Origin of the sequence: Mycobacterium alsense, from assembly GCF_002086635.1 — a bacterium.
GTDB lineage: Bacteria > Actinomycetota > Actinomycetes > Mycobacteriales > Mycobacteriaceae > Mycobacterium > Mycobacterium alsense.
In genome coordinates this window covers 1-23,302 of sequence record NZ_MVHD01000038.1, presented here as the reverse complement: position 1 = coordinate 23,302, position 23,302 = coordinate 1, and the positions used below count along the sequence as shown (strand labels likewise).

Annotated in this window: 23 protein-coding genes; 10 read left to right on the top strand and 13 right to left on the bottom strand. The window is 71.9% G+C overall.

The window, feature by feature from the left end; translation table 11 throughout:
* Positions 1 to 2: 2 nt before the first annotated feature.
* The 4 genes from BST11_RS19035 to ctaC form a co-directional block, all read right to left on the bottom strand.
* Positions 3 to 638 carry a DUF2561 family protein gene (locus BST11_RS19035; RefSeq protein ID WP_083139444.1) on the bottom strand — a complete coding sequence of 212 codons (636 nt, stop codon included), beginning with the start codon at positions 636 to 638 and terminating at the stop codon, positions 3 to 5.
* Positions 638 to 1,357, bottom strand: a complete 720-nt coding sequence (locus tag BST11_RS19030; RefSeq protein WP_083139443.1) for an MmpS family transport accessory protein — start codon at positions 1,355 to 1,357, stop codon at positions 638 to 640. The genes BST11_RS19035 and BST11_RS19030 overlap by 1 nt, the downstream gene beginning before the upstream one ends.
* A gap of 182 nt (positions 1,358 to 1,539) precedes the next feature.
* Positions 1,540 to 1,959: a cytochrome c oxidase subunit 4 gene (locus BST11_RS19025; RefSeq protein WP_068213310.1), complete on the bottom strand. Its 420-nt coding sequence runs from the start codon at positions 1,957 to 1,959 to the stop codon at positions 1,540 to 1,542.
* 12 nt (positions 1,960 to 1,971) lie between these two features.
* On the bottom strand, positions 1,972 to 3,024 hold the full coding sequence (gene ctaC, locus BST11_RS19020) for an aa3-type cytochrome oxidase subunit II (protein ID WP_083139442.1): 1,053 nt from the start codon (positions 3,022 to 3,024) through the stop codon (positions 1,972 to 1,974).
* Positions 3,025 to 3,157: 133 nt separating this feature from the next.
* Between ctaC and asnB the strand changes: the two genes are divergently transcribed.
* Complete coding sequence (gene asnB / locus BST11_RS19015) at positions 3,158 to 5,104, top strand: asparagine synthase (glutamine-hydrolyzing) (RefSeq protein ID WP_083139468.1); 1,947 nt, start codon at positions 3,158 to 3,160, stop codon at positions 5,102 to 5,104.
* Positions 5,105 to 5,176: 72 nt separating this feature from the next.
* Here asnB and BST11_RS19010 read toward each other — a convergent pair whose 3' ends face one another.
* A complete protein-coding gene (locus BST11_RS19010; protein WP_083139441.1) occupies positions 5,177 to 6,151 on the bottom strand; it encodes a carbohydrate kinase family protein in 975 nt (324 codons plus the stop codon).
* Between the two features lie 166 nt (positions 6,152 to 6,317).
* Here BST11_RS19010 and BST11_RS19005 point away from each other — a divergent pair, with 166 nt between their 5' ends.
* Positions 6,318 to 6,950: an Rv0361 family membrane protein gene (locus tag BST11_RS19005; protein WP_083139440.1), complete on the top strand. Its 633-nt coding sequence runs from the start codon at positions 6,318 to 6,320 to the stop codon at positions 6,948 to 6,950.
* Between the two features lie 13 nt (positions 6,951 to 6,963).
* On the opposite strand, the gene BST11_RS19000 is transcribed toward BST11_RS19005, so the two are convergent.
* Together BST11_RS19000 and BST11_RS18995 are read right to left on the bottom strand one after the other, a co-directional pair.
* Positions 6,964 to 7,320, bottom strand: coding sequence for a HesB/IscA family protein (locus BST11_RS19000; protein WP_083139439.1), 357 nt, complete (start codon positions 7,318 to 7,320; stop codon positions 6,964 to 6,966).
* An 85-nt stretch (positions 7,321 to 7,405) separates the two neighbouring features.
* Complete coding sequence (locus BST11_RS18995; protein WP_169834933.1) at positions 7,406 to 8,482, bottom strand: glycerate kinase family protein; 1,077 nt, start codon at positions 8,480 to 8,482, stop codon at positions 7,406 to 7,408.
* 190 nt (positions 8,483 to 8,672) lie between these two features.
* Between BST11_RS18995 and BST11_RS18990 the strand changes: the two genes are divergently transcribed.
* From BST11_RS18990 to BST11_RS18975, 4 genes are read left to right on the top strand one after another with little or no spacing between them, the layout of a single operon-like run.
* Positions 8,673 to 9,362, top strand: a complete 690-nt coding sequence (locus BST11_RS18990) for a DUF3043 domain-containing protein (RefSeq protein ID WP_083139437.1) — start codon at positions 8,673 to 8,675, stop codon at positions 9,360 to 9,362.
* Between the two features lie 27 nt (positions 9,363 to 9,389).
* Complete coding sequence (locus BST11_RS18985; RefSeq protein ID WP_083139436.1) at positions 9,390 to 9,926, top strand: bifunctional adenosylcobinamide kinase/adenosylcobinamide-phosphate guanylyltransferase; 537 nt, start codon at positions 9,390 to 9,392, stop codon at positions 9,924 to 9,926.
* A complete protein-coding gene (cobT, locus tag BST11_RS18980; RefSeq protein ID WP_169834931.1) occupies positions 9,923 to 10,981 on the top strand; it encodes a nicotinate-nucleotide--dimethylbenzimidazole phosphoribosyltransferase in 1,059 nt (352 codons plus the stop codon). Before BST11_RS18985 ends, cobT begins: the two co-directional genes overlap by 4 nt.
* Entirely contained in the window at positions 10,978 to 11,721 is a 744-nt protein-coding gene (locus BST11_RS18975) for an adenosylcobinamide-GDP ribazoletransferase (protein ID WP_083139434.1), read from the top strand. The genes cobT and BST11_RS18975 overlap by 4 nt, the downstream gene beginning before the upstream one ends.
* On the opposite strand, the gene BST11_RS18970 is transcribed toward BST11_RS18975, so the two are convergent.
* From BST11_RS18970 to gcvT, 3 genes are read right to left on the bottom strand one after another with little or no spacing between them, the layout of a single operon-like run.
* Entirely contained in the window at positions 11,636 to 12,970 is a 1,335-nt protein-coding gene (locus BST11_RS18970; protein ID WP_142276433.1) for a glycosyltransferase 87 family protein, read from the bottom strand. The genes BST11_RS18975 and BST11_RS18970 overlap by 86 nt on opposite strands.
* Positions 12,971 to 12,977: 7 nt before the next feature.
* Complete coding sequence (locus BST11_RS18965; RefSeq protein ID WP_083139432.1) at positions 12,978 to 14,084, bottom strand: branched-chain amino acid aminotransferase; 1,107 nt, start codon at positions 14,082 to 14,084, stop codon at positions 12,978 to 12,980.
* Positions 14,085 to 14,140: 56 nt separating this feature from the next.
* The gene (gene gcvT / locus BST11_RS18960; protein WP_083139431.1) at positions 14,141 to 15,247 is read right to left on the bottom strand and encodes a glycine cleavage system aminomethyltransferase GcvT; all 1,107 of its coding nucleotides are present in this window, start codon (positions 15,245 to 15,247) and stop codon (positions 14,141 to 14,143) included.
* A 44-nt stretch (positions 15,248 to 15,291) separates the two neighbouring features.
* On the opposite strand from gcvT, the gene BST11_RS18955 reads away from it, so the two are divergent.
* Both BST11_RS18955 and BST11_RS18950 read left to right on the top strand, forming a co-directional pair.
* Positions 15,292 to 16,395: an adenylate/guanylate cyclase domain-containing protein gene (locus BST11_RS18955; protein WP_083139430.1), complete on the top strand. Its 1,104-nt coding sequence runs from the start codon at positions 15,292 to 15,294 to the stop codon at positions 16,393 to 16,395.
* A 31-nt stretch (positions 16,396 to 16,426) separates the two neighbouring features.
* A complete protein-coding gene (locus BST11_RS18950) occupies positions 16,427 to 17,983 on the top strand; it encodes a leucyl aminopeptidase (protein WP_083139429.1) in 1,557 nt (518 codons plus the stop codon).
* 19 nt (positions 17,984 to 18,002) lie between these two features.
* Here the strand turns inward: BST11_RS18950 and BST11_RS18945 are convergent, their stop codons facing one another.
* Both BST11_RS18945 and BST11_RS18940 read right to left on the bottom strand, forming a co-directional pair.
* Positions 18,003 to 19,595 carry a phytoene desaturase family protein gene (locus BST11_RS18945; protein WP_083139428.1) on the bottom strand — a complete coding sequence of 531 codons (1,593 nt, stop codon included), beginning with the start codon at positions 19,593 to 19,595 and terminating at the stop codon, positions 18,003 to 18,005.
* A 3-nt stretch (positions 19,596 to 19,598) separates the two neighbouring features.
* A complete protein-coding gene (locus BST11_RS18940) occupies positions 19,599 to 20,060 on the bottom strand; it encodes an SRPBCC family protein (protein WP_083139427.1) in 462 nt (153 codons plus the stop codon).
* Between the two features lie 146 nt (positions 20,061 to 20,206).
* On the opposite strand from BST11_RS18940, the gene BST11_RS18935 reads away from it, so the two are divergent.
* Positions 20,207 to 20,569, top strand: coding sequence for an aminopeptidase (locus BST11_RS18935; RefSeq protein WP_083139426.1), 363 nt, complete (start codon positions 20,207 to 20,209; stop codon positions 20,567 to 20,569).
* Between the two features lie 67 nt (positions 20,570 to 20,636).
* Here BST11_RS18935 and BST11_RS18930 read toward each other — a convergent pair whose 3' ends face one another.
* Complete coding sequence (locus BST11_RS18930; RefSeq protein WP_083139425.1) at positions 20,637 to 22,409, bottom strand: SDR family oxidoreductase; 1,773 nt, start codon at positions 22,407 to 22,409, stop codon at positions 20,637 to 20,639.
* Positions 22,410 to 22,575: 166 nt separating this feature from the next.
* Between BST11_RS18930 and BST11_RS18925 the strand changes: the two genes are divergently transcribed.
* The coding region (locus tag BST11_RS18925) for a biotin/lipoyl-containing protein (protein WP_342351739.1) at positions 22,576 to 23,302 on the top strand (727 nt) is incomplete at its 3' end.

The window sequence follows — 23,302 nt, the reverse complement described above, 5'->3', positions numbered from 1 at the left end:
GGCTAGCGGGCCCCGGCCAGCTGGCGCAGCTGCCGAACGTGTAGCCATTCCACGGCCGGCATCGCCGCCGTGATCACACCGGCCAGCCCGTAGCCCACCCAGGACGCGCCGTCGTGGCCGACGGCCATCAGGTAGGTCGCCGCCGCGACCGCGATCAGCGCGGCGCCCATCGTGCCGGCCAGGATCACGGTGCCGCGCAACCAGACCCGGTCCACCGCGGCGCCGGACCACTCGGCCGATTGCGCGGCCTGCATCCGCTGCTGGCGCGCCCGCTCGGCCGCGGTGCGCGGCTTGGGAGCCATCAGGCGCACCGGCGGCCGGTTCGCCCCGGGCGCCGGCGCCGCCGCCCGCGCCGGCTCGATCAGGCCCAGGCGGCGGGCCCGCAGCAGCACCGGGATCGCCCCGGCGATGATCAGCGCGGAGACGATGATGACGGCGTACAACACCCAGGGGGTTTGGGAGCTGCCGGCCACCTTGTGAAAGCCCCGGCCCAGGTCCACCAGCGCGACGGCGGCCGCGACGCTCACGCCCAGCAGCACCAGCCAGATGGCGGCGCACGCGCCCACCAGGATGCGGTCGATGACGTCCGGCGGGATGGTGTCCGGACCCCGCCGATAGGCGGAATATCTGCTGACCATCAGCAGCTCGTCTGGGGTGCGTCGCTGTTGTTCGACGACAGCACCGTTCCGTCGCTGGTGGTGATCGAGCAATTGAGCCGGCTGACCCGGAACAGGCTGGACGCCTGGACCGAGCCGACGTCGGACGTGGAGATCGGCGTGACCGTCATCGACCACGGGATGTACACGTTGTGCTGGGTGCGGGAGCGGCCCGAGGCGTCGACGTAGGTCACCGAGATGATGTCGCCCGGCGCCTTGGTGCCGGTCACCGAGTAGGTCACCTGCCGCGGACCGGTCGGGGTCGTGGTCGGCGGCGGCGACATCGTGGTGGTGGCGGGGTTGGCGAGCTTGTTGGTGCCGGTGCGCGTGACGAGCAGCGACGCCGCGACGACGAGCGCGACGGCGGCGACGATGGCGGCGACGCCGACCACCCACGGCCAGCGCGGCGCGCGGTGCTCGTCGTCGGCGTCGGCGGATTCGTCGTAGCTGTCGTAGTCGTACAGCCTCAGGTCGGCCGGCAGGTAGGGGCCGCTGAGGAATTGCTCGGCCTCGGGGGCCGAGTAGGCCCGCGAGTACGCGTCCGTCTGCCCCGTCTGGTCGGTCTGGTCCGCGGCGGGCAGTTCGGCGCTGTCGTCGAAGGGCTCGACGTCCCCGGGGGAGTCAGGCGCCGGTTCGCCGACGGAGTCGCTTGCAGAATCCGGGTCGCCAGGTTGCCATCCCGGAGGCTTCGGCCCGCTCATAGTTCCCTGCCCTGTCCAACCGCGTCACCGGCGCGCGGGGCCCCGCGGCTACCTCGTTGCGCGCGCGCTGGGAAGTTTCTCATTGTGCCGGGGCAACCCTATCGAACCAACCGAAGCAAAGAAGTCTTGGCAAAGGGTCCGCCGGTCAACTGATGCCCTGATTGTGACCTTCGAGCCGCAAATCAGTGCTTCTCGGGGCCCATGTAGTACTCGAACACCAGCCCGGCCGCCGTCGCCAGGATGAACACCACCCCGGCGACGATCAGCCAGGGCAGCCACAGCGCGATGCCGGTCGCCGTCACCGAGCCGGCCAGGGCGATCAGGATGGGCCACCAGCTGTGCGGGGCGAAGAACCCCAATTCCCCTGCGCCGTCGCTGATCTCGGCGCCCTCGTAGTCCTCCGGGCGGGTGTCCAGCCGGCGTGCGACGAACCGGAAGAAGGTCGCGGTGATCAGCGCGAGGCCGGCCGTCAGCGCCAGCGCGGTGGTGCCCGCCCACTCCTCACCGCCGGTGGCGAACAGGGCGGTCAGCACCCCGTACAGCACCGACGCCACGATGAAGAACGCGGCGATGAATTCGAACAGCCTCGCTTCGATGTGCATTGAGCGTCCTACCTACTGGCTTGCGGTCATCTCGCCGCGACGGGTTTCGAACGGGTGGGTGGTCACCGCTACCGGCGACTGGGCGATCGCCTGCAACGCCTGGGCGTTGGTCTTCCCGGCGATCCGCTGCTGCAGGTAGGCCTTGAAGTCGTTGGGCGCCACCACCCGGACCTCGAAGTTCATCATCGAGTGGTAGGTGCCGCAGAACTCGGCGCAGTGGCCGACGAACGCGCCGGTCTTGGTGATCTCCTCGACCTGGAACTTGTTGACGCTGTTGTTGGCCTCGGGGTTGGGGATGACGTCGCGCTTGAACAAGAACTCCGGCACCCAGAAGGTGTGGACGACGTCGGCCGAGGCCATTTGGAATTCGATGCGCTTGCCGGCCGGCAACACCAGCACCGGAATCTCGGTGGGGGTGCCCAGCGTCTCGACCTTGTCGAAGTTCAGGTAGGTCCGGTCCTCGGGATTGAGCCCGCGGATGGCCCCGACGCGCTCCTCGCCGTGCGCGTCCTTGCCTTCGGGCTTGGAGACCATCGCGTGCTTGCGCGCGGGGTCGGCGCCGTCGTAGGTCAGGGTGCCGTCCTTGAAGGCGACCTTCTGGTAGCCGAACTTCCAGTTCCATTGGAAGGACGTGATGTCGACGACGACCTCGGGGTCCTTGGCCAGGTGCAGCATCTTCTCCTGCACCACCACGGTGAAATAGAACAGCACCGAGATGATGAGGAACGGCGTCACGGTGAGCGCGAGCTCCAGCGGCATGTTGTAGCCGAACTGGCGCGGCAACTCGGTGTCGGTGGCCTTCTTGCGGTGAAACGCCGACGCCCAGAAGATGAGCCCCCACACGATGACCCCGACGACCAGGGACGCGATCACCGATCCGATCCACAGCTGCCGGTTGAGATGGGCCTGCGGCGTGATGCCCTGCGGCCAACCCATGCCCAGCGCCTCCGACCAGCTGCACCCGCTCAGCGTCACCGCCAGCACGCCCAGCGTCGCGGCCAGGGCCAGCGGCCGCAGCCGGCGGGACAGACCCCGCCGGGAACGGATCTGCTCGCGAGGTGTCACCTTGGCGCCTCCTCCTCGGACAATCGAATACTACGCAGCGTAGACCACGCCGCTCGCCGCGCTGACGAAGCCCCGACCGGTCCCCGGTGTGTGGCTCCGCGAGCGCGGCCCGAGTGCGGCATACTGGGGCGCCGTGTGTGGTCTGCTGGCGTTCGTCGCGGCCCCGGGCGCCGCCGAGGCCGGCGGCGCCGCCGACACCTCGGCCGCGCTCGCCCGCGCCTCGCATTTGATGCGCCACCGCGGCCCCGACGAGCCGGGCACGTGGACCAATGCGGACGGCTCCGTCGTCTTCGGGTTCAACCGGCTGTCGATCATCGACATCGCGCATTCGCACCAGCCGCTGCGGTGGGGACCGCCGGAGACGCCCGACCGCTACGAGCTGGTGTTCAACGGCGAGATCTACAACTACCTCGAGCTGCGCGACGAGCTGACCGCCACGCACGGCGCCGGGTTCGCCACCGACGGCGACGGCGAGCCGATCGTGGCCGGCTATCACCACTGGGGCACCGGCGTGCTGGCGCGGCTGCGCGGCATGTTCGCGTTCGCGCTGTGGGACACCGTCACCCGTGAATTGCTCTGCGCCCGCGACCCGTTCGGCATCAAGCCGCTGTTCATGGCCACCGGCACCGGCGGCACCGCGGTGGCCAGCGAAAAGAAATGCCTGATGGACCTGGCCGCGCTGGTCGGGTTCGACGCGCGCATCGACGAGCGGGCGGTGCAGCACTACACGGTGCTGCAGTACGTGCCCGAACCCGAGACCCTGCACCGCGGGGTGCGCCGGCTGGAATCGGGCTGCTACGCCCGCATCCGGCCCGGTCGGCCCCCCGAGATCACCCGCTACTTCGTCCCGCGGTTCGACGCGGTGCCGATCACCCGCGACACCGAACAGGCCCGCTACGACGAGATCACCGCGGTGCTCGAGGACTCGGTGGCCAAACACATGCGCGCCGACGTCACCGTCGGGGCGTTCCTGTCCGGCGGCATCGACTCCACGGCCATCGCGGCGCTGGCGATCCGGCACAACCCCAAGCTGATCACCTTCACCACCGGGTTCGAGCGGGAGGGGTTCTCCGAGATCGACGTGGCGGTGGCCTCGGCGGAGGCGATCGGCGCGCGCCACGTCGCCAAGGTCGTCAGCCCCGACGAGTTCGTCGCCGCCCTCCCCGAGATCGTCTGGTACCTCGACGAACCGGTCGCCGACCCCGCGCTGGTCCCGCTGTTCTTCGTCGCCCGCGAGGCGCGCAAACACGTCAAGGTGGTGCTGTCCGGCGAGGGCGCCGACGAGCTGTTCGGCGGCTACACCATCTACCGAGAACCGTTGTCGCTGAAACCTTTTCAGTATCTGCCGCGGCCGCTTAGGCAGTCGATGGGCAAGGTGTCCAGGCCGCTGCCGGAGGGCATGCGCGGCAAGAGCCTGCTCTACCGCGGGTCGCTGACGCTCGAGGAGCGCTACTACGGCAACGCGCGCAGCTTCTCCGACGCGCAGCTGCGCGACGTGCTGCCGGGGTTCCGCGACGAGTGGACCCACACCGACGTGACGGCGGCGGTGTACGCCGAGTCGGTGGGCTGGGACCCGGTGGCCCGCATGCAACACGTCGACCTGTTCACCTGGCTGCGCGGCGACATCCTGGTCAAGGCGGACAAGATGACGATGGCCAACTCGCTGGAGCTTCGGGTGCCCTTCTTGGATCCCGAGGTGTTCGCCGTCGCCTCCCGGCTGCCCGTCGAGGCCAAGATCACCCGCACCACCACCAAGTACGCGCTGCGACGGGCCCTGGAGCCGATCGTTCCGGCGCACGTGCTGCACCGTCCCAAGCTGGGGTTCCCGGTGCCGATTCGGCACTGGCTGCGCGCGGGCGAGCTGCTGGAGTGGGCGTATGCGACGGTGGACTCCTCGCAGGCCGATCACCTGGTCAACCTGGCGGCCGTGCGCCGCATGCTCGACGAACACCGAACCGGCGCAAGCGATCACAGCCGCCGGCTGTGGACGGTGCTGATCTTCATGCTGTGGCACGCGATCTTCGTCGAGCGCACGGTGGTGCCGCAGATCAGTGAGCCGGTGTATCCGGTTCAGCTCTGAGCCCCCGGGGGCAGGCATTCGGCGTGTGGCCGCCGTCGGCTCACGGCCGACGCCGCGGCTTGGCGCCCGGCGCTAGGCGAGCACCTCCGCGATCTCGGCGGCGGCGTCGTCGCCGTAGGCGCCCGCCAGCCGGGCCGTGGCGGCCTCGCGGTCCCACGCCCACTCCTGGGTCCCGGTCGACTCCAGCACCAGCACCGCGACCAGCGAGCCCAGCTGCGCCGAACGCTCCAGGCTCAACCCGGCGCTGTGCCCGGTGAGGAAGCCGGCCCGGAACGCGTCGCCCACGCCCGTGGGGTCGGTCTGGCTGGTCTCGGGCACCACGCCGACGTGGGTGGTCGTGCCGTCGCGCTCGACGATGTCGACGCCCTTGGCGCCCAGCGTCGTCACCCGCAGGCCGACCTTCCCCTGCACGTCGGCCTCCGACCAGCCGGTCTTGGACAGCAGCAGCTCCCACTCGTAGTCGTTGGTGAACAGGTAGGCCGCGCCGTCGACGAGCCGGTCGATTTCCTCCCCGGACAGCCGCGGCAGCTGCTGAGACGGGTCGGCGGCGAACGGCAGGCCGAGCTTGCGGCACTCGTCTGTGTGCACCACCATCGCCTCGGGGTCGTTGGCGCCGATGATCACCAGGTCGGGTTTGCCGGCCGACGACACCAGGTCGGCCAGCCTGATGTTGCGGGCCTCCGACATGGCGCCCGGGTAGAACGACGCGATCTGGGCCATGTCGAGGTCGGTGGTGCAGACGAAACGCGCCGTGTGCGCGGTCTCGGAGATCAGCACATGGTCGCAGTTGACGCCGTGCGACTGCAGCCACTGGCGGTAGTCGTCGAAGTCGTCGCCCGCCGCGCCCACCAGGGCGACGTCGCCGCCCAGCACGCCGATGGCGAAGGCGATGTTGCCCGCCACGCCGCCGCGGTGAATCACCAGGTCGTCGACCAGGAAGCTGAGCGACACCTTCTGCAGGTGCTCGGCCAGCAGGTGTTCGGAAAACCGGCCGGGAAACCGCATCAGGTTGTCGGTCGCAATCGAACCTGTCACCGCGATCGTCACGAAATCTCCATCCATCGTTAGTAAGGTCGCCTAGCTTACTCAGCCGCATGGGGCGTCGTCGCTTCGCGGTCGGCCCGCAGCCGTGCGCTAGCCTGCCAAGGGGAAGTCACGGGCCCGCTCACGATTCGGCCCGCTCACCGTTCCGTCCACCACGGTAGGAGAAGCAATGGCAGGTCCGCACCCGCCGCACCAGACTGTCGGCGCCGGCGGACCAACGGGCCAGTCGCAGCCGCCCGCCTTCGCCCAGCAGCCCGGCCAGCCCGGCCAGCCCGGTTACGCCGGTCCGCCCCCCGCGGTGCCCTACCCGGCGCCACGGTCCCGGCGGCGGTTGATCGTCGGCGTGCTGGTGGCCGTCGCGCTGGTGGCCGCGCTGACGCTGGCGATCACCTACGGGGTGCGCACCAACGGCGCCAACACCGGCACGTCGCTGTCCGAGAGCGCGGCCAAGGCGGCGATCCAGGAGTACCTGGACGCGCTGGATCACCGGGACATCGACGTCATCGTGCGCAACGCGCTGTGCGGAATGTACGACGGGGTGCGCGATAAACGCTCCGATCAGGCGCTGGCCAAGATGAGCAGCGACGCCTTCCGCAAGCAGTTTTCCGAGGTGCACGTGACGTCGATCGACAAGATCGTCTACCTGTCGCAGTACCAGGCCCAGGCGCTCTTCACGATGCAGGTGTCACCGGCGGCCGGGGGCCCGCTGCGCGGCGAGGTGCAGGGCGTGGCGCAGCTGCTGTTTCAGCGCGGCCAGATCGCGGTGTGCTCGTACGTGCTGCGCACCGGCGGCACGTATTGACGCCGTCGCCGGATCAGTTGAACGAGTCGCCGCAGGCGCAGGAACCGGTGGCGTTGGGGTTGTCGATGGTGAAGCCCTGCTTCTCGATGGTGTCGACGAAGTCGATGGACGCGCCCTCGACGTAGGGGGCGCTCATCCGGTCGACGGTCAGGGTCACGCCGCCGAACTCCGCGGTCAGGTCGCCGTCGAGCGTCCGGTCGTCGAAAAAAAGGTTGTAGCGCAGGCCGGCGCATCCGCCGGGCTGCACCGCGATGCGCAGCGCCAGGTCGTCACGGCCCTCCTGGTCCAGCAGGGACTTCGCCTTGGCGGCCGCGGATTCGGTCAGGATCACGCCGTGGGTCTTGGCGGTCGACTCGTTTTGCACCGTCATTGCTTTCTCCTACGTGCCTCGCGGAAATCGTCGTCTGGGTGGGGCTGTCCGGTGGGGCTCCGCTGCCCGGGTAAAACCCACTCCCTCAACGGTACCCTGCCGGACCGCTATTCCCGAGCCGCGCCGCCACCTCGGACGCCAGACCCATCAGCTGGTTGGCCGCGTCGGCCTGCGCCAACCGCACCGAACCGGCGTAATCGGCGATCGACAGCGCGGACATGATGCCCGAGGAGCGCACCGCGGAATTTTCCAGGCCGACCTGCCCGGCCAGGACGATCACCGGGATCCCCAGCGGGCGCGCCGACTCCGCGATGAACCCCACCACCTTGCCGAACAGCGACTGCTCGTCGAACCGGCCCTCGCCGGTGACGATCATGTCCGCGACCTCCAGCTCCTCGGCCAGGTGGGTGTGTTCGGCGATGATCGCCGCGCCCGACTCGCACCGGCCGCCCAGCGCGAGCAGCCCGGCCCCGATGCCGCCGGCGGCCCCCGCGCCCGGCTCCGAGCTCACGTCCCGGCCGGCCGCGGCCTCCAGCTCGAGCGCCCACGCCTCGAGGCGAACCTCGAGCGCGGCGACGGCGGCGGTGTCCGCGCCCTTCTGCGGCCCGAACACCCGCGCCGCGCCCCACGGGCCCAGCAGCGGGTATTCGGTGTCGGAGGCGGCGATCAGGTCCACGTTGGTCATTCGGTGCCGAGCCTCCTGCAGGCCGCCCAGCTGGGTGATCATGCCCTTCCCGCCGTCGGTGCACGCGCTGCCGCCCAGCCCGACCACGATCCGCGTCGCCCCGACCCGCAACGCCTCGTAGATGAGCTGCCCGACGCCGCTGCTGTCGGCGGCCACCGCCGTCTCCGGGGTGGGCGGGCCGCCGAGCAGGTTCAGGCCGCAGGCCTGCGCGCATTCCAGGTACGCGGTCGACGAGGCGGGGTCGAACACCCACTTGGCCTCCACCGTTTCCCCCAGCGGCCCGTACACCCGCAGCGAACGCTTCTCCCCCAGCCGGCTGGCCAGCACCTCGACGAAACCGGGGCCGCCGTCGGACTGGGGCGCCACGGTGAACCGGTCGCCCGGACGCGATCGGGTCCAGCCGGTCGCGATCGCGGCGGCGGCCTCCACGGCCGACAGGCTGTCCCCGTAGCAATCCGGGGCGACCAGGACCTGCATGGCCGGCAGCCGAAGCCGCCCGGGCGCAAGGACATCGGCAGCGTCATCCGATGCCATCGTGCCGTCATCCATCACAGGTAGCCGTTCATCACCGTAAGCGTAGGTCCAAGCGCCGGGCTGGCGCATGGCTAATAACAATGCCTTGCGGGGCCGTTACCGGGCCGTCTTGGGCCGAAGTAACCTGGCCACTGTGAAGCTAATGGGCCGCAGGAGGAGCCGGGAGGACGGTCGGCAGGGCGACCTCGAGGGGGCGGTGCCGGGCGATGCCGGCGGCGCGGCCGGGGGCTCACCGCGGTCGACCCGGACCGGCCCCAAGGGCCGGCCCACACCGAAGCGCAGCGAAGCCCGCCGCAACGCGAAGAAGGGCCCGGTCGCGCCGGCGCCCATGACCGCGTCGGAGGCCCGGGCCCGGCGTAAATCGCTGGCCGGCCCCAAACTCAGCCGCGAGGAACGGCGGGCCGAGCGCGCCGCCAGCCGCGCGCGGATGACCGATCGCCGCGAGCGCATGCTGGCCGGCGACGAGGCGTACCTGCTGCCGCGCGACCAGGGACCGATCAGGCGCTACGTGCGCGACGTGGTGGACTCGCGGCGCAACGTCCTCGGGCTGTTCATGCCGGCGACCCTGCTGCTGTTGTTCATGTCGTTCGGCGTCCCGCAGCTGCAGCTGTACGCGTCTCCGGCGATGCTGGTGCTGATGCTCGTCATGACCGTCGACGGGCTCATCCTGGGGCGCAAGGTCAGCAGGCTGGTCGACGCGAAGTTCCCGGACAACACCGAAAGCCGTTGGAAGCTGGGCCTTTACGCCGCGGGCCGGGCGTCGCAACTGCGCCGCATGCGGGCGCCCCGGCCCCTAGTCGAGCGCGGCAGCAGTGTTGATTGACCGGCGCCTGAGAGCCCTCTGATCCCGGTGCGCACCCTGGTGCTCGGCGGGATCAGGTCGGGCAAGTCCCGTTGGGCCGAGGAGGCCATCGCCACGTCGCTGCCGCCCGGCCAGCCGGTGCGCTATCTCGCCCCCGCGCCGCCGGGCGGGAACGACCCGGCGTGGGCGGCCCGGATCGCGGGCCACCGCGAGCGCCGGCCCGCGCATTGGTCGACGGTCGAAACCGACGACGTCGCGGCGCAGTTGCGGCGGTCGCCGGGCACCCCCACGCTCGTCGACGACCTCGGCGGCTGGCTCACCGGCGCGCTGGACCGCAACAACGGCTGGGCCGGCGGGTCGGGGGCGGCGCCCGTCGCCGAGATGGTCGCCGCCATCGGCGAATTCGGTTCCACGCTGATGCTGGTCAGCCCGGAGGTCGGGCTGACCGTGGTGCCGGCCACCGCGTCGGGGCGCCGCTTCGCCGACGAACTGGGCTGCCTTAACCAGCGGGTCGCGGCGGCGTGCGATCGCGTGGTGCTGGTGGTGGCCGGGCAGGCCGTGCAGATCAAACCGCCGGGGGCGTGATGGAATTCGCGCCAGTGCCGCCGCCCGACGCGGGCGCCGCCGCCGCCGCCCGCGCCCGCCAGGACACGCTGACCAAGCCGCGCGGCGCGCTGGGCCGCCTCGAGGACCTGTCGGCGTGGGTCGCGTCGTGCCAGGGGCGTTGCCCGCCAAGGCAATTCGAGCGCGCCCGGGTGGTGGTCTTCGCGGGCGACCACGGCGTCGCGCGGGCGCGGGTGTCGGCCTACCCGCCGGAGGTCACCGCCCAGATGGTCGCGAACATCGACGCCGGCGGCGCGGCGATCAACGTGCTGGCGAACGTGGCCGGCGCGACGGTGCGACTCGCCGACCTGGCCGTCGACGCCGAGGCGGCCTCGGAGCGCATCGGCGCGCACAAGGTGCGGCGCGGCAGCGACGACATCACGGTGGGCGACGCGCTGTCCGACGACGAGACGGCGGCCGCGCTCACCGCGGGGCGGGCCATCGCCGACGAGGAGGTCGACGCCGGAGCCGACTTGCTCATCGCGGGCGACATGGGGATCGGAAACACCACGGCCGCGGCGGTTTTGGTGGCGGCGCTGACGAACAACGAGCCGGTCGCGGTGGTCGGCTGGGGGACGGGGATCGACGACGCGGGCTGGGCGCGCAAGACCGCGGCGGTGCGCGACGCCCTGTTCCGGGCGCGGGCGGTGTTGCCCGACCCGGTCGGGCTGCTGCGCTGCGGCGGCGGGGCGGATCTGGCGGCGATGGCCGGCTTTTGCGCGCAGGCCGCGGTGCGGCGCACCCCGCTGCTGCTCGACGGCATGGCGGTGACCGCCGCCGCGTTGGTCGCCGAACGGCTGGCGCCCGGCGCCCGGCACTGGTGGCGGGCCGGTCACCGGTCCCCCGAGCCGGGCCATCAGTTGGCCCTCGCCGCCCTCGAGCTGGACCCGATCCTGGACCTGCGCATGCGGCTCGGCGAGGGAACCGGGGCCGCGGTCGCGCTGCCGGTGCTGCGCGCCGCGGTGGCCGCCCTGTCGTCGATGGCGACCTTTTCCGAGGCCGGGGTAGCCGGGCCCTCCCCCACCCCGCCTCCGTGATGCGCTCTGTGGCAACGGCTTTCGCGTTCGGCACGGTGCTGCCCGTACCGGGGTCACTGCGCGCGCCGATGGGCCGGGGCGCGATGACCGCGCTGCCCGTGGTCGGTGCCGCGCTGGGCGCGCTGGCCGCGGGCGTGACCTGGTGTGGCGCTTGGGTTTTCGGTGTGTCCAGCCCGCTGCCCGGCCTGCTCGCCGTGGCGGCGCTGCTGCTGGCGACCCGGGGGCTGCACATCGACGGCGTCGCCGACACCGCCGACGGGCTGGGCTGTTACGGCCCGCCGCGGCGCGCGCTGGCGGTGATGCGCGACGGATCGACCGGCCCGTTCGGGGTGGCGGCGGTGGTGCTGGTGATCCTGCTGCAGGGGCTGGCCTTCTCCGCGCTGACACCGGCCGACGTCCTCCTGGCGGTCTTTGCCGGGCGGGTCGCCGCGGTGCTGGCCTGTCGCCGCTCGGTGCCCGCGGCCGAGGGCAGCGCGCTGGGCGCCCGGGTGGCCGGCAGCCAGCCCGCGCCGGTCGTGGCCGCGTGGCTGGTGGCGCTGCTGGCGGTTGCGCTGGCGGCCGGGCCGCGGCCGTGGCAGGGGCCGGCGGCGGTGCTGGCGGCGGTGGCCGGCGGCGCGGCCCTGGTGGGGCATTGCGTGCGCCGGTTCGGCGGCATCACCGGCGACGTGCTGGGCGCCGCGATCGAACTGACCACGACGGTGAGCGCGGTGGCGCTGGCGGGTCTGGCGCGGGTGGGCTGACGAGGTTGCGCGGCGTCGCGAACCACGCGAGCAGCGCCAGAGCGGTGAGCGCCCACGCGCCGCCCATCAGGTGTTCGAACCCGCTCCACAGCCGCTCCCGGCCGTTGTCGTGCGGCAGGAAGAGCCAGGGCGGGACCAGCACCACCGCGGCCGTGGCGACCCCGGCGACCAGGTTCGCCGCGCCGCCGGCCGCCGCCCAGCGCGTCAGCGCGTATACGGCCGCCGCCGACAGCCACAGCCAGTGATGACCCCACGACACCGGCGAACAGAGCAGGCCGATGAACGCGGCGGACAGCAGCGCCGCGACCGTGTCCCCGGAGCGCCGGTTGACCGCGATCGCGACGACGGCCAGGGCCAGCACCGCGAGCGTCGCGCCCGCCGCGACGGGGCCCCGCACCGGGTCGAGGGCGGGGATGCGCTCGATGACCCCGCGCAGCGACTGGTTGGACGCGAACCGCAGCTGGCCGATGCGCGCGGGGTCGAAGGCGGTCTCGGTGAAGTAGCGCACGGTGTCCGAGGGCGCCACCAGCCAACCGGCCAGCACCGCGAACGCCGCGGCGCCCAGCGACACGGCCAGCGCCCGCCACTGCCGGGTCACCAGGAAATAGCCGATGAACACCGCGGGGGTCAGCTTGACCGCCGCGGCGAGGCCGACCAGCAGCCCGCGTGGCCACGGCGTCGAAGGCGCCAGCACGTCGACCGCCACCGCGGCGGCCAGGATCAGGTCGAGCTGTCCGTAGGTGAAGTTGCCCTGGACCGGGGTGCTGAGCGCGAAGACCATCGCCGCGGCCAGCGCGACGGTCGCGGCCCTGGCCGACGTCGGCGCCGTCAACCAGCGCCGGCCCCGCAGGCGGTCCCACCGGTCGTGCGCGGCGGCGAGCAGGATGCCGAACAGGCCCGCGCAGGCGGCGGCGTTGAGGACCACGAGCGCGGCGATCGCCGCGCCCGCGGGCACGATCGCCAGCGGGACGAACAGCAGCGCGGCGAACGGCGGATAGGTGAAGGGCAGCCCGCCCGGCGAGTGGTTGACCGCCGCGAAGTCCGGGGCGTAGAGCGGGTGGCCGGCGAGCAGCGCGTGGCCCCCGGCGCGGTAGACCAGCGCGTCGATGTAGCCGGGCTGGCCGCTGCGCATCCGGACCAGCTGGACCAGACCAAACGCCGTCGCCCAGGCCGCGGTGGCCGCCACCAGGATCGCCGACGGCGCCCAGCGCGGGGCGGCCGGGCGCTGGGCGTCCAATCGGCGGGGCAATTCGCTGTCAGCCCAGCCGGGACATCCAGCCGTGGGTGTCGGCGAACGTGCCCCGCTGGATCCCGGTGAGCGTGTCGCGCAGCGCCATCGTGACCTCGCCCGGTTGCCCGTCGGCGATGGTGAATTCGGACTCTCCGTACTTCACCCGCGCGATCGGGGTGATGACCGCCGCCGTGCCGCACGCGAACACCTCGGTGATCTCGCCGGCGGCGGCCTTCTTCTGCCACTCGTCGATATCGACCTTGCGTTCCTCGACGGCGAATCCGGCGTCGATTGCCAACTGCAGCAACGAATCTCGCGTGATGCCGGGCAGCAGCGAGCCGGACAGCTCGGGGGTGACCAGGCGCGCCGATCCACCGCTGCCGAGCACGAAGAAGATGTTCATGCCGCCCATCTCCTCGACGTAGCGGCGTTCGACGGCGTCCAGCCAGACCACCTGCTCGCAATCGTTTTCGGCCGCCTCGGCCTGGGCGAGCAGCGAGGCGGCGTAGTTCCCGCCGAACTTGGCGGCGCCGGTGCCGCCCGGGCTGGCCCGCACGTATTCCGTCGACACCCAGACGGTGACGGGGCTGATGCCGCCCTTGAAGTAGGCGCCGGCCGGGGAGGCGATCACCAGGTAGCGGTACTGCTTGGCCGGCCGCACCCCCAGACCGGACTCGGTGGCGAAAATGAACGGACGCAGATACAGCGCCTCCTCGCCGCCGGCCGGCGGCACCCAGGCCTTGTCGACGGCGATGAGCTGGCGAAGGGATTCGACGAACAGGCCTTCGGGCAGTTCGGGAATCGCCAGCCGGCGCGCCGACGATCGCATCCGGGCCGCATTGGCCTCCGCGCGAAACGACACGATCGACCCGTCCGCCCAGCGGTAGGCCTTGAGGCCCTCGAATACCTCCTGCGCGTAGTGCAGCACCAGCGCCGACGGGTCCAGCTCGATCGGGCCGTAGGGCACGACACGCGCGTCGTGCCAACCCTTGCCGTCGGTGTAGTCGATCGACACCATGTGGTCGGTGAAGTATTTGCCGAAACCCGGCTCGGCCAGGACTGATTCGCGCTGTGCGTCGGTCGCGGGATTGGACGTGCGCGCAACGGTGAACTCGAGCGAGCCGCTGGTCATGCCGCCGATTCTATATCCGTGCGCCACTGGATTTTTGCCACGCCAACCCCGGGCGACTAGCGGGTTTTCGCGGCGACGAACGGCGGGCGGACCACCTCGCACTCGGCGGGGCGGCCGCGGACGTCGACGGTGATGCGCTGGCCGTCCTCGATTCCGGCGTCGGTGTCGATCAGCGCCAGCCCGATGCCGGCCTGCAGCGTCGGCGAGAACGTCCCGGAGGTGGTGACACCGACCGGTCTGTCGCCGGCCAGCACGGTCAGCCCGGGACGCAACACCCCGCGGCCGACCATCCGCAGCCCGCGCAGCAGCCGGCGCGGCCCGGCCGCCTTCTCGGCCAGCAGCGCGTCGCGGCCGAAGAACGCGTCCTTCTTCCAGCCGACCGCCCAGCCGCACCGGGCCTGCAGCGGTGAGATGTCGAGCGAAAGCTCGTGCCCGTGCAGCGGATAGCCCATCTCGGTGCGCAGCGTGTCGCGCGCTCCCAGCCCGGCGGGCTCTCCCCCGGCCGCGCCCACCGCGTCGATCAGCGCGTCGAACACCACGCCCGCGTCGTCCCACGGCGGCAGCAGCTCGTAGCCGTGCTCCCCGGTGTAGCCGGTGCGGCACACGCGCACCGGCACGCCCGCGTAGGTCGCGTCGGCGTAACCCATGTAGTCCATGTCGTGCGGCAGCCCCAGCGCGCCGAGCACCTCCGCCGACCGCGGGCCCTGCACGGCCAGCACCGCATACGAGCGATGCTCGTTGGTGATGGTCAGGCCGGCCCCCGAACCGGCGCCGGCGGCCGCGCGCAGCGCGTCGACCACCGCCACGGTGTTGGCGGCGTTGGGCACCAGGAAGATCTCGTCGTCGGCGACGTAGTAGGCGATCAAATCATCGATGACGCCGCCGGATTCGGTGCAGCACAACGTGTATTGCGCCTGGCCCGGCCCGATGCGGGCCAGGTCGTTGGTCAGCGCGGCGTTGACGAATCGGGCCGCGCCCGGCCCGCGCACCAGCGCCTTGCCCAGGTGGCTGACGTCGAACAGGCCGACCGCGTTTCGGGTGGCGTTGTGTTCGCTGACCGTGCCGGCGTAGGACACCGGCATCGACCAGCCGCCGAACTCGGCGAAGTTCGCGCCCAATTCGCGATGGCGATCGTCCAGCGGTCCGTGCTGCAGCTCGGTCACGACGCCTTACCCTAATCGGCGCGCCGGCTGGCACACTTTGGTAGGTGGCCGACTCCTTGGATTTCGGAGAGCTCGAGGCCGCGGGTATCGCGAACGCCCGCGAGCGGGCCGACCTGATCAAGTACCTCGACGGGCTCGGCTTCAGCGTCGACGACATGGCGGAGGCCGAGCGCCGCGGGCGGCTGTTCGGGCTGGCCGGCGACGTCCTGGCCTGGTCGGGACGTCCGATCCACACGATGCAATCCGCCGCCGAGCAACTCGGGCTGTCGCCCGAGGACGTGGCGCACGCGTGGGCTTTGCTCGGCCTGACCGTCGCCGGGCCCGACGTGCCCGCGCTGAGCCAGGCCGACGTCGACGCCCTGGCGACCTGGGTCGCGTTCAGGGCGGTGGCCGGCGAGGACGGCGCCTTCGGCCTGCTGCGGGTGCTCGGCGCCGCGATGGCCCGGCTGGCCGAGGCCGAGACGTCGATGGTCCGCGCCGGGACGCCGCACATCCAGATGAACTACACCCACGACGAGCTCGCCACGGCGCAGGCCTACCGGTCGGTCGCCGAGTTCGTGCCCCGCCTCGGGGTCCTGATGGACGTCGTGCACCGGCATCACCTGACCAGCGCCCGCACCCACTTCGAGGGGGTGCTGCGCGACACGTCGTCCAGCGTCGAGTGCGGCATCGGTTTCGCGGACCTGTCCAGCTTCACCGCGCTGACCCAGGCGCTGAGCCCCGCGCAGCTGTCGGAGCTGCTCACCGAATTCGGCGCCACCGTCGCCGACGTGGTGCACGCCGACGGCGGCCGGGTGGTCAAGTTCATCGGCGACGCCGTGATGTGGGTGTGCTCGTCGCCCGAGGGGCTGGCGCGGGCCGCGATCGATCTCGTCGACCATCCGCGGGCGCGCGAGGAGGGCCTGCAGGTGCGTGCCGGCCTGGCCTATGGCACGGCGCTGGCCATCAACGGCGACTACTTCGGCGTCCCGGTCAACCTGGCCGCGCGGCTGGTGGCGGCCGCGGCGCCGGGCCAGGTCCTGGCCGCGGCGGAGCTGCGCGAGGAATTGCCGGACTGGCCCGCGGTCGCGCAAGGACCGTTGGCGCTCAAGGGTTTTGACGAGCCGGTGACCGCCTTCGACCTGCGCCGAGGGGGCGCCGCCGGGTAAGGTCGCGGTCCACTGACTAGGGTGGTTTGCCGTGAGCACCGAACCGGGCTACCAGGCCCCCGCCGTCCCGTCCGTTCAGGTCGCCGTCTCGCTGCCCAAACGGGGCGTGGGTTCCGCGGTGTTGCTGGTGCCGGTCGTCTCGACCGGCGACGAAGACAAGCCGGGCGCGGTCGTCTCCGCGGCCGGCCCGTTCCTGTCGGCCGACGCGGTCGCCGAGATCGATGCCGGCCTGCGGGCGCTTCAGGCCACCGGCGCCGGCGAACAGGTGCACCGGCTGGTGGTGTCGTCGCTGCCGGTGGCCAGCGTGCTGACGATCGGGCTGGGCAAGCCGCGCCCGGAGTGGCCGGCCGAGACCATCCGCCGCGCCGCCGGGGCGGCGGCGCGCTCGCTCGGCAGCGCCGAGGCCGTGATCACCACGCTGGCCGGGCTGCCGGGCGACGACGTCTGCTCGGCGGTCGTGGAGGGGTTGATCCTGGGCAGCTACCGCTTCACCGAGTTCCGCAGCGACAAGACCGCGCCGAAAGACAAGGGGCTGCGCTCCATTACCGTGCTGTCCGGCGCGAAGGATGCCAAGGACCAAGCCGCGCACGGTGCGGCGGTCGCGACCGCCGTCGCCACCGCCCGAGACTTCGTCAACACCCCGCCGAGCCACCTGTTTCCCGGCGAATTCGCCAAGCGCGCAAAGGCTTTGGGAGAGTCCGTCGGTCTCGAGGTGGAGGTGCTCGACGACAAGGCGCTGCACAAGGCCGGCTACGGCGGGGTGATCGGCGTCGGCCAGGGGTCGTCGCGCCCGCCGCGGCTGGTGCGGCTGATCCATCGCGGCTCGAAGCTCGCCAAGAAGCCCAAGCAGGCCAAGCGGGTGGCGCTGGTGGGCAAGGGCATCACGTTCGACACCGGCGGGATCTCGATCAAGCCGGCGGCGTCGATGCACCACATGACCTCCGACATGGGCGGCGCGGCCGCCGTCATCGCGACCGCCGCGCTGGCCGCCCAGCGGCGGCTGCCCATCGACGTCATCGCGACGGTCCCGATGGCCGAGAACATGCCCTCGGCGACGGCGCAGCGCCCCGGCGACGTGCTGACCCAGTACGGCGGGACCACGGTCGAGGTGCAGAACACCGACGCCGAGGGCCGCCTCATCCTGGCCGACGCCATCGTGCGGGCGTGCGAGGACGAGCCGGACTACCTGATGGAGACCTCCACGCTGACCGGGGCGCAGACCGTGGCCCTGGGCGCCCGGATCCCGGGGGTGATGGGCAGCGACGAGTTCCGCGACCGGGTCGCGGCCGTGTCGCAGCGGGTGGGCGAGAACGGCTGGCCGATGCCGCTGCCCGACGAGCTCAAGGACGATTTGAAGTCCACGGTCGCCGACCTGTCGAACATCAGCGGGCAGCGCTTCGCCGGCATGCTGGTCGCCGGGGTGTTCCTGCGCGAGTTCGTCGCCGACGGCGTCAGCTGGGCCCACATCGACGTCGCCGGCCCCGCCTACAACACCGGCAGCCCGTGGGGCTACACCCCCAAGGGCGCGACCGGGGTGCCGACCCGCACGCTGTTCGCGATGCTGGAGGACATCTGCGAAAAGGGTTAGTGAACGGCTGACCGCGCGGCTACCTCGTCAGGCGCGCGAGCACCGCGCCGCCCAGCTTGCGGCGCGGCCAGCCGAGCACGCCGGCGGCGGCCAGCGCGGCGTTGGCCGCGTTGCGGCCGCAGGCCCCGTGCACGGATCCGCCCGGCGTCGCCGACGCGCTGCCCAGATACAGGCCCTCGATGGGGGTTTCGGCCCGGCCCATCCCCGGCGCCGGGCGAAAGATCAGCATCTGGGGCAGCTGCGCGGAGCCGCCGTTGAGCGCGCCCAGGTGCAGGTTCGCGTCGCTGGCCTCCAGGTCCGACGGGCGTTGCACGAACCGCTCGATCACCGCCGAGCCGAAGCCCGGGGCGTGCTCCTCGATGACCCGATCCACCGACGCGGCGAGCCGCTCGGCGGCGGTGTCGTCGGCGACGTTGCGCGGCAAATGCGTGTAGGCCCAGACGCTTTCGGTGCCCGGCGGCGACCGGCTCGGGTCGGCGGTGGTGGTCTGGCCCAAAAGCAGGAACGGGCGGTCGGGCACCACCCGGGTGTTCAGGTCGGCCATCCAGCGGACCAGCCCGTGGCCGTCGGCCCCCAGGTGGACGGTGCCGGAATTTCGCAGGCTTTTCGCCCGCCACGGGATGGGTGAGCCGAGCGCGTAGTTGACCTTCACCACCGGCGGATCCCAGACGAAGTGCTCGAGCTCCCGCCGCAGCCCGGCCGGCACCGCGTCGGCGGGCAGCATGTCGCAAAACAGCCGCGGCGCCGTCACGTCGGCGACGACCGCGCGGCGCGCCCGAACCGTCCGCCCGCCGGCGGTGGTCACCCCGACCGCCCGGCCGCCGCGCACCAGGATGCGAGAAACGTTCTCGTCGCAGTCGATTCGCGCGCCCGCCGAGCGGGCGCGCGACACCAGGGCCGCCGTCAGTTGGCCCGAGCCGCCGACGGGCACCGGCCAGCCGCCGTCCTGGGCCAGCATCGTCATCAAGAACCCCATGGCGCCGCTGATCGGCGCGTCCGGGGGCACGTCGGCGTGCATCGCGTTGCCCAGCAAGAGGACTCGCGGCGCCTCCCCGTCGAACAACTGGTCCACCATGGTGTTGGCGGGCTGAACCATCAACCGCGCGAGCCGCACCGCGTCGGACGTGCCGAGCTTCAGCAGCAGCCGGATCAGCGGGCGCACCGGCGGAAACGGCGCCAGCATCGCGTCCATCAGCGGCGTTTTGATTTTCTGCCACAATTCCACGGCGCGCCACCAGTTGTCGCCGTCGGACGGCTCGCGCCGCGCCAAATCCGCTGCGGTGCGGGCGAGGTCGCGGTAGATCACGGGCGGGTCGTCGTCGGTTGCGGCGCGCGGATGGCCCACCACCGTGGGCGCGTGCGACCACCGCAGCCCGTGATCTTCGAGCCGCAGCGCCGCGATCGCCGGGGACGCGAGCGTCATCGGGTAGAAGGAGCTGAACAGGTCGGTGATGTAGCCCGGGGTCAGTTCGGCGCTGCGCACGGCCCCGCCGGGCTCGGGCTGCGCCTCGAGCACGAGCACGTCCCAGCCCGCGTCGGCCAGCATCGCCGCGGCGACCAGCCCGTGGTGTCCGGCCCCGATTACGACGGCGTCGGTCGTCTCGCCGGCCATCCCCTACTTGACCTGGCTCGGGTCGAGCCGTTCGGCAAGCGCGGTCAGCCGCAGCAGGCACTCGCGGTTGCGCGGGTAGACCGCGGCGAGGGCCAGCCGGTCGGGGATGAATTTCATCGGCCCGGAGGCCGGTACCTCGATCATCTCGATCCGGCAGCCGCCGCCCGGAATGTCGCTGAGCAGCATCGTGATCCGGGCGCCGCCCAGCGGACCCAGGCCCGCGTGCAACACGAGTTCCTCACCGGGCGTGCAACTTTCGACCACCGTCTCGTCGCTGATGACGAGCGGCCACACCCCGATCGAGTGCTTGATCGCCGAGCCGGGCTCCGGCCAGCGCGGGTCCACCGCGCGGGTGCGGCTGTTGCCCACCACCCATTGCGAATACGTCCACCCGTCGGCCATCGTGTCCCAAATCTGCTGACGGGTCGCCCGCACTTCGCGGGTCGCGGCCATCTCACGCGTCATTGTCAAAGTTCCTTTCGCAGCGGCTGTGGTCCCACGGATACCCGGGAGCCGCGAAACCATGCGCCGCCGCCCCGGGCCCCGGGTTTAACCGACGCGGCCTTTGGCTACTGGAGGCGGTACGACCCGCATTTGACAGGAGGCCAATTGTGACAATGCGACGGTTGATCGTGGCGGCGGGCGCCGCGCTCCTGCTGGCCGGCATCATCGGGCTGCTGGTCCCGGTGTCGGTGTCGGACGGCAACGGCAATTCGGTCTCGTGCGGCAACGGCATCGCCGCGGACTACTCCAGCGCGCGCAACGCCAACGACAAGAACGGCGCCAACATCCCGATCCTGAACCAGGTGCTCCCGCACAACGACTACGTGGCGCAATGCCAGTCGTCGGTCAACGGCAGGCGCAGCTGGACGATCCCGTTGGCGGTCATCGGGATCGTCGCGGTCGGCGGCGCGCTGCTGGTGGGGCGTCGCCGGGGCGTCGGCGCGGACGGGCCGGTGGCGGGCACCCGCTAGTCCGCCGAGACTGCGGCCGGCACGTCGTATCGCCCGCCAATCCGCGATCCGAGCGCAGGATCGATGGCTAGATGACCCGCACCCGGGCGGTGCTGCGCAGCGCCTGTGGCGCCAGGCGCGAAAGGCCGTACAACGCATAGGCCTCCGGCGCGACGGGGCGGATCGGCTTGTGCTTTTTGACCGACGACAGGATCGCGTCGGCGACCTTGTCCGGCCCGTAGTGGCGCAGCGCGAACATCCGACCGATCTGGCCGCGGCGGTCGTCGATGGTGTCGTCTTTGCCCCCGGCCGCATGGAAGCGGGCGGTGCTGATGATGTTGGTGTTGATGACGCCGGGACAGATGGTGGTCAGCCCGATCCCGGCGGCGTCGAGCTCGGCGCGCAGGCAGTCGGAGAACATGTAGGTCGCCGCCTTCGACGTGCAGTACGCGCTCAGCGACTGCAGCGGGGCGTAGGCGGCCATCGAGGCCACGTTGACGATGTAGCCGCCGGTACCGCGCTCGACCAGCCGCCGGCCGAAGGACCGGCAGCCGTTGACCACGCCACCCAGGTTGATGTCGAGCACGCGGTCCCATTCCTCGGCCGGGGTGTCCAGGAAGCTCCCCGCCGCGCCGATGCCGGCGTTGTTGACGACGATGTCGGGCACCCCGTGCTCGGCGCTGACCCGCTCGGCATACGCCTCGACGGCATCAGCGTCGGACACGTCGAGCACGTAGGCGTGCGCGACGCCGCCGCGCGCGACGATCTCGGCGGCGGTCTCCTTGACGGTGGCCTCGTCGACGTCGCTGACCACCAGCTCGGCGCCCTCGCGCGCGAAGGCGAACGCGGCCGCCCGCCCGATGCCGCTGCCCGCCCCGGTGACCGACACCAGGGTGTCGCCGAAGTAGTCGCGGGGACGCCCGACCTGCGCGCGCAGCATCGCGCGGCTCGGCCGTTTGCCCTCGGCCAGGTCGGCGAAGTCGGCCACCGCGGCCGCCATCACCCGCGGGTGCGACATCGGCGAAAAGTGACCGGCCTTGATGTCGCGGCGCCACAACCGCGGGACCCAGCGGGCGGCCTCGTCGTACCCGTACGGGCGGACGTACTTGTCTTCGGTGTTGACGATCAGCTGCACCGGCACGTCGACGACGGGAACCGGCCGCTTGCGCGCGAACGAGCGAAAGTAATTGGCGGGATAGGTCTTTACCGAACGCGCCGCATCGCCGGGCAGTTGGTCCGAGTGGTGGATCTTCTCGTCGGGGATGTTGTCGACGGCGTTGCGGCGCAGCGCGGGGATCGACAGCGCCAGCCGCAGGAACAGCGGCGCCAGGACCGGGACCGAGAACAGCGCCATGTAGGTGAGCCGCAGCGCCTGGGTGAGCGAGCGCAGGAAGCGGCGCGGGCGCCAGGGCCGCCGCAGGCCGCCGAAGATGTAGTCGACGAGCTGGTCCTGGCTTGGGCCCGACACCGACGTGAACGAGGCGACCCGGTCCGCCGCACCCGGGCGGGTCAGGTACTCCCAGACGCCGACCGACCCCCAGTCGTGGCCCAGGACATGCACGGGGGTGCCGGGGCTGAGCTCGCCGATCACGGCGGCGAAGTCGTCGGCAAAGCGCGGCATGGCGTAGGCGGAGACCGCCTTGGGGACCGAGGACATGCCGACGCCGCGGTTGTCGTAGCGGATGACGCGAAACCGCTCGGCCAGCAGCGGGACGACGCCGTCCCACAGCACGTGCGAGTCGGGGAACCCGTGCACCAGCACGACGGTCGGGCCCTCGCGGTTGCCCTCCTCGTAGACGGCGATGCGCACGCCGTCGCTGCTGTCGACGAACCGCTCGGGTACCTGCTGTAGCGCCTGCATCGGACCTCCCGCTCTGACTGCGTGGCCACACCGTAGCAACAGCTCGGTCCGCCCTGGATGTGTGCGCATGCAGGCGCAGTGACAGGATAGTTTTGGATAGCTACGTCGCCGCCCCAGCGAGATGTTCGACCCACCCGACCCACGAGCGATCGAGGAGTCAAACGAGATGGCCTTCTCCGTCCAGATGCCCGCACTCGGTGAGAGCGTCACCGAGGGGACGGTCACGCGCTGGCTCAAGCAGGAAGGCGACACGGTCGAACTCGACGAGCCGCTGGTCGAGGTGTCGACCGACAAGGTGGACACCGAAATTCCGTCACCGGCGGCGGGCGTGCTGACCAAGATCATCGCCCAGGAGGACGACACCGTCGAGGTCGGCGGCGAACTGGCCGTCATCGGCGACGCGGGCGAGGCGCCCCAGGCCCAGCCCGCGGCCCCCGCCCAGCCGGAGCCGCAGCCCGAACCGCAGCCGCAGCCGGCGGCCGAAGCCCAGCCCGAGCCCGAGCCGCAACCGGCGGCACCGGCCCAGCCGCCGCGGCCGTCGCAGCCAGCCGCGGGCGGCGACACCGGGGACACCAAGCCCGTGCTGATGCCCGAGCTCGGCGAGTCGGTCGCCGAGGGCACCGTGACCCGCTGGCTGAAGCAGGTGGGCGACACGGTTCAGGTCGACGAGCCGCTGGTGGAGGTGTCCACCGACAAGGTGGACACCGAGATCCCCTCACCGGTGGCCGGCGTCCTGGTGAGCATCACCGCCGAGGAGGACGCGACCGTGCCGGTCGGCGGTGAGCTGGCGCGCATCGGCGCCAGCACGGACGCGTCGGGCGCATCCGGCGGCGGCGCCCCCGCCGCCCCCGCGGCCCCGCCGGCGCGGGCGGCGGTGGGGGGGCCGCAACCGG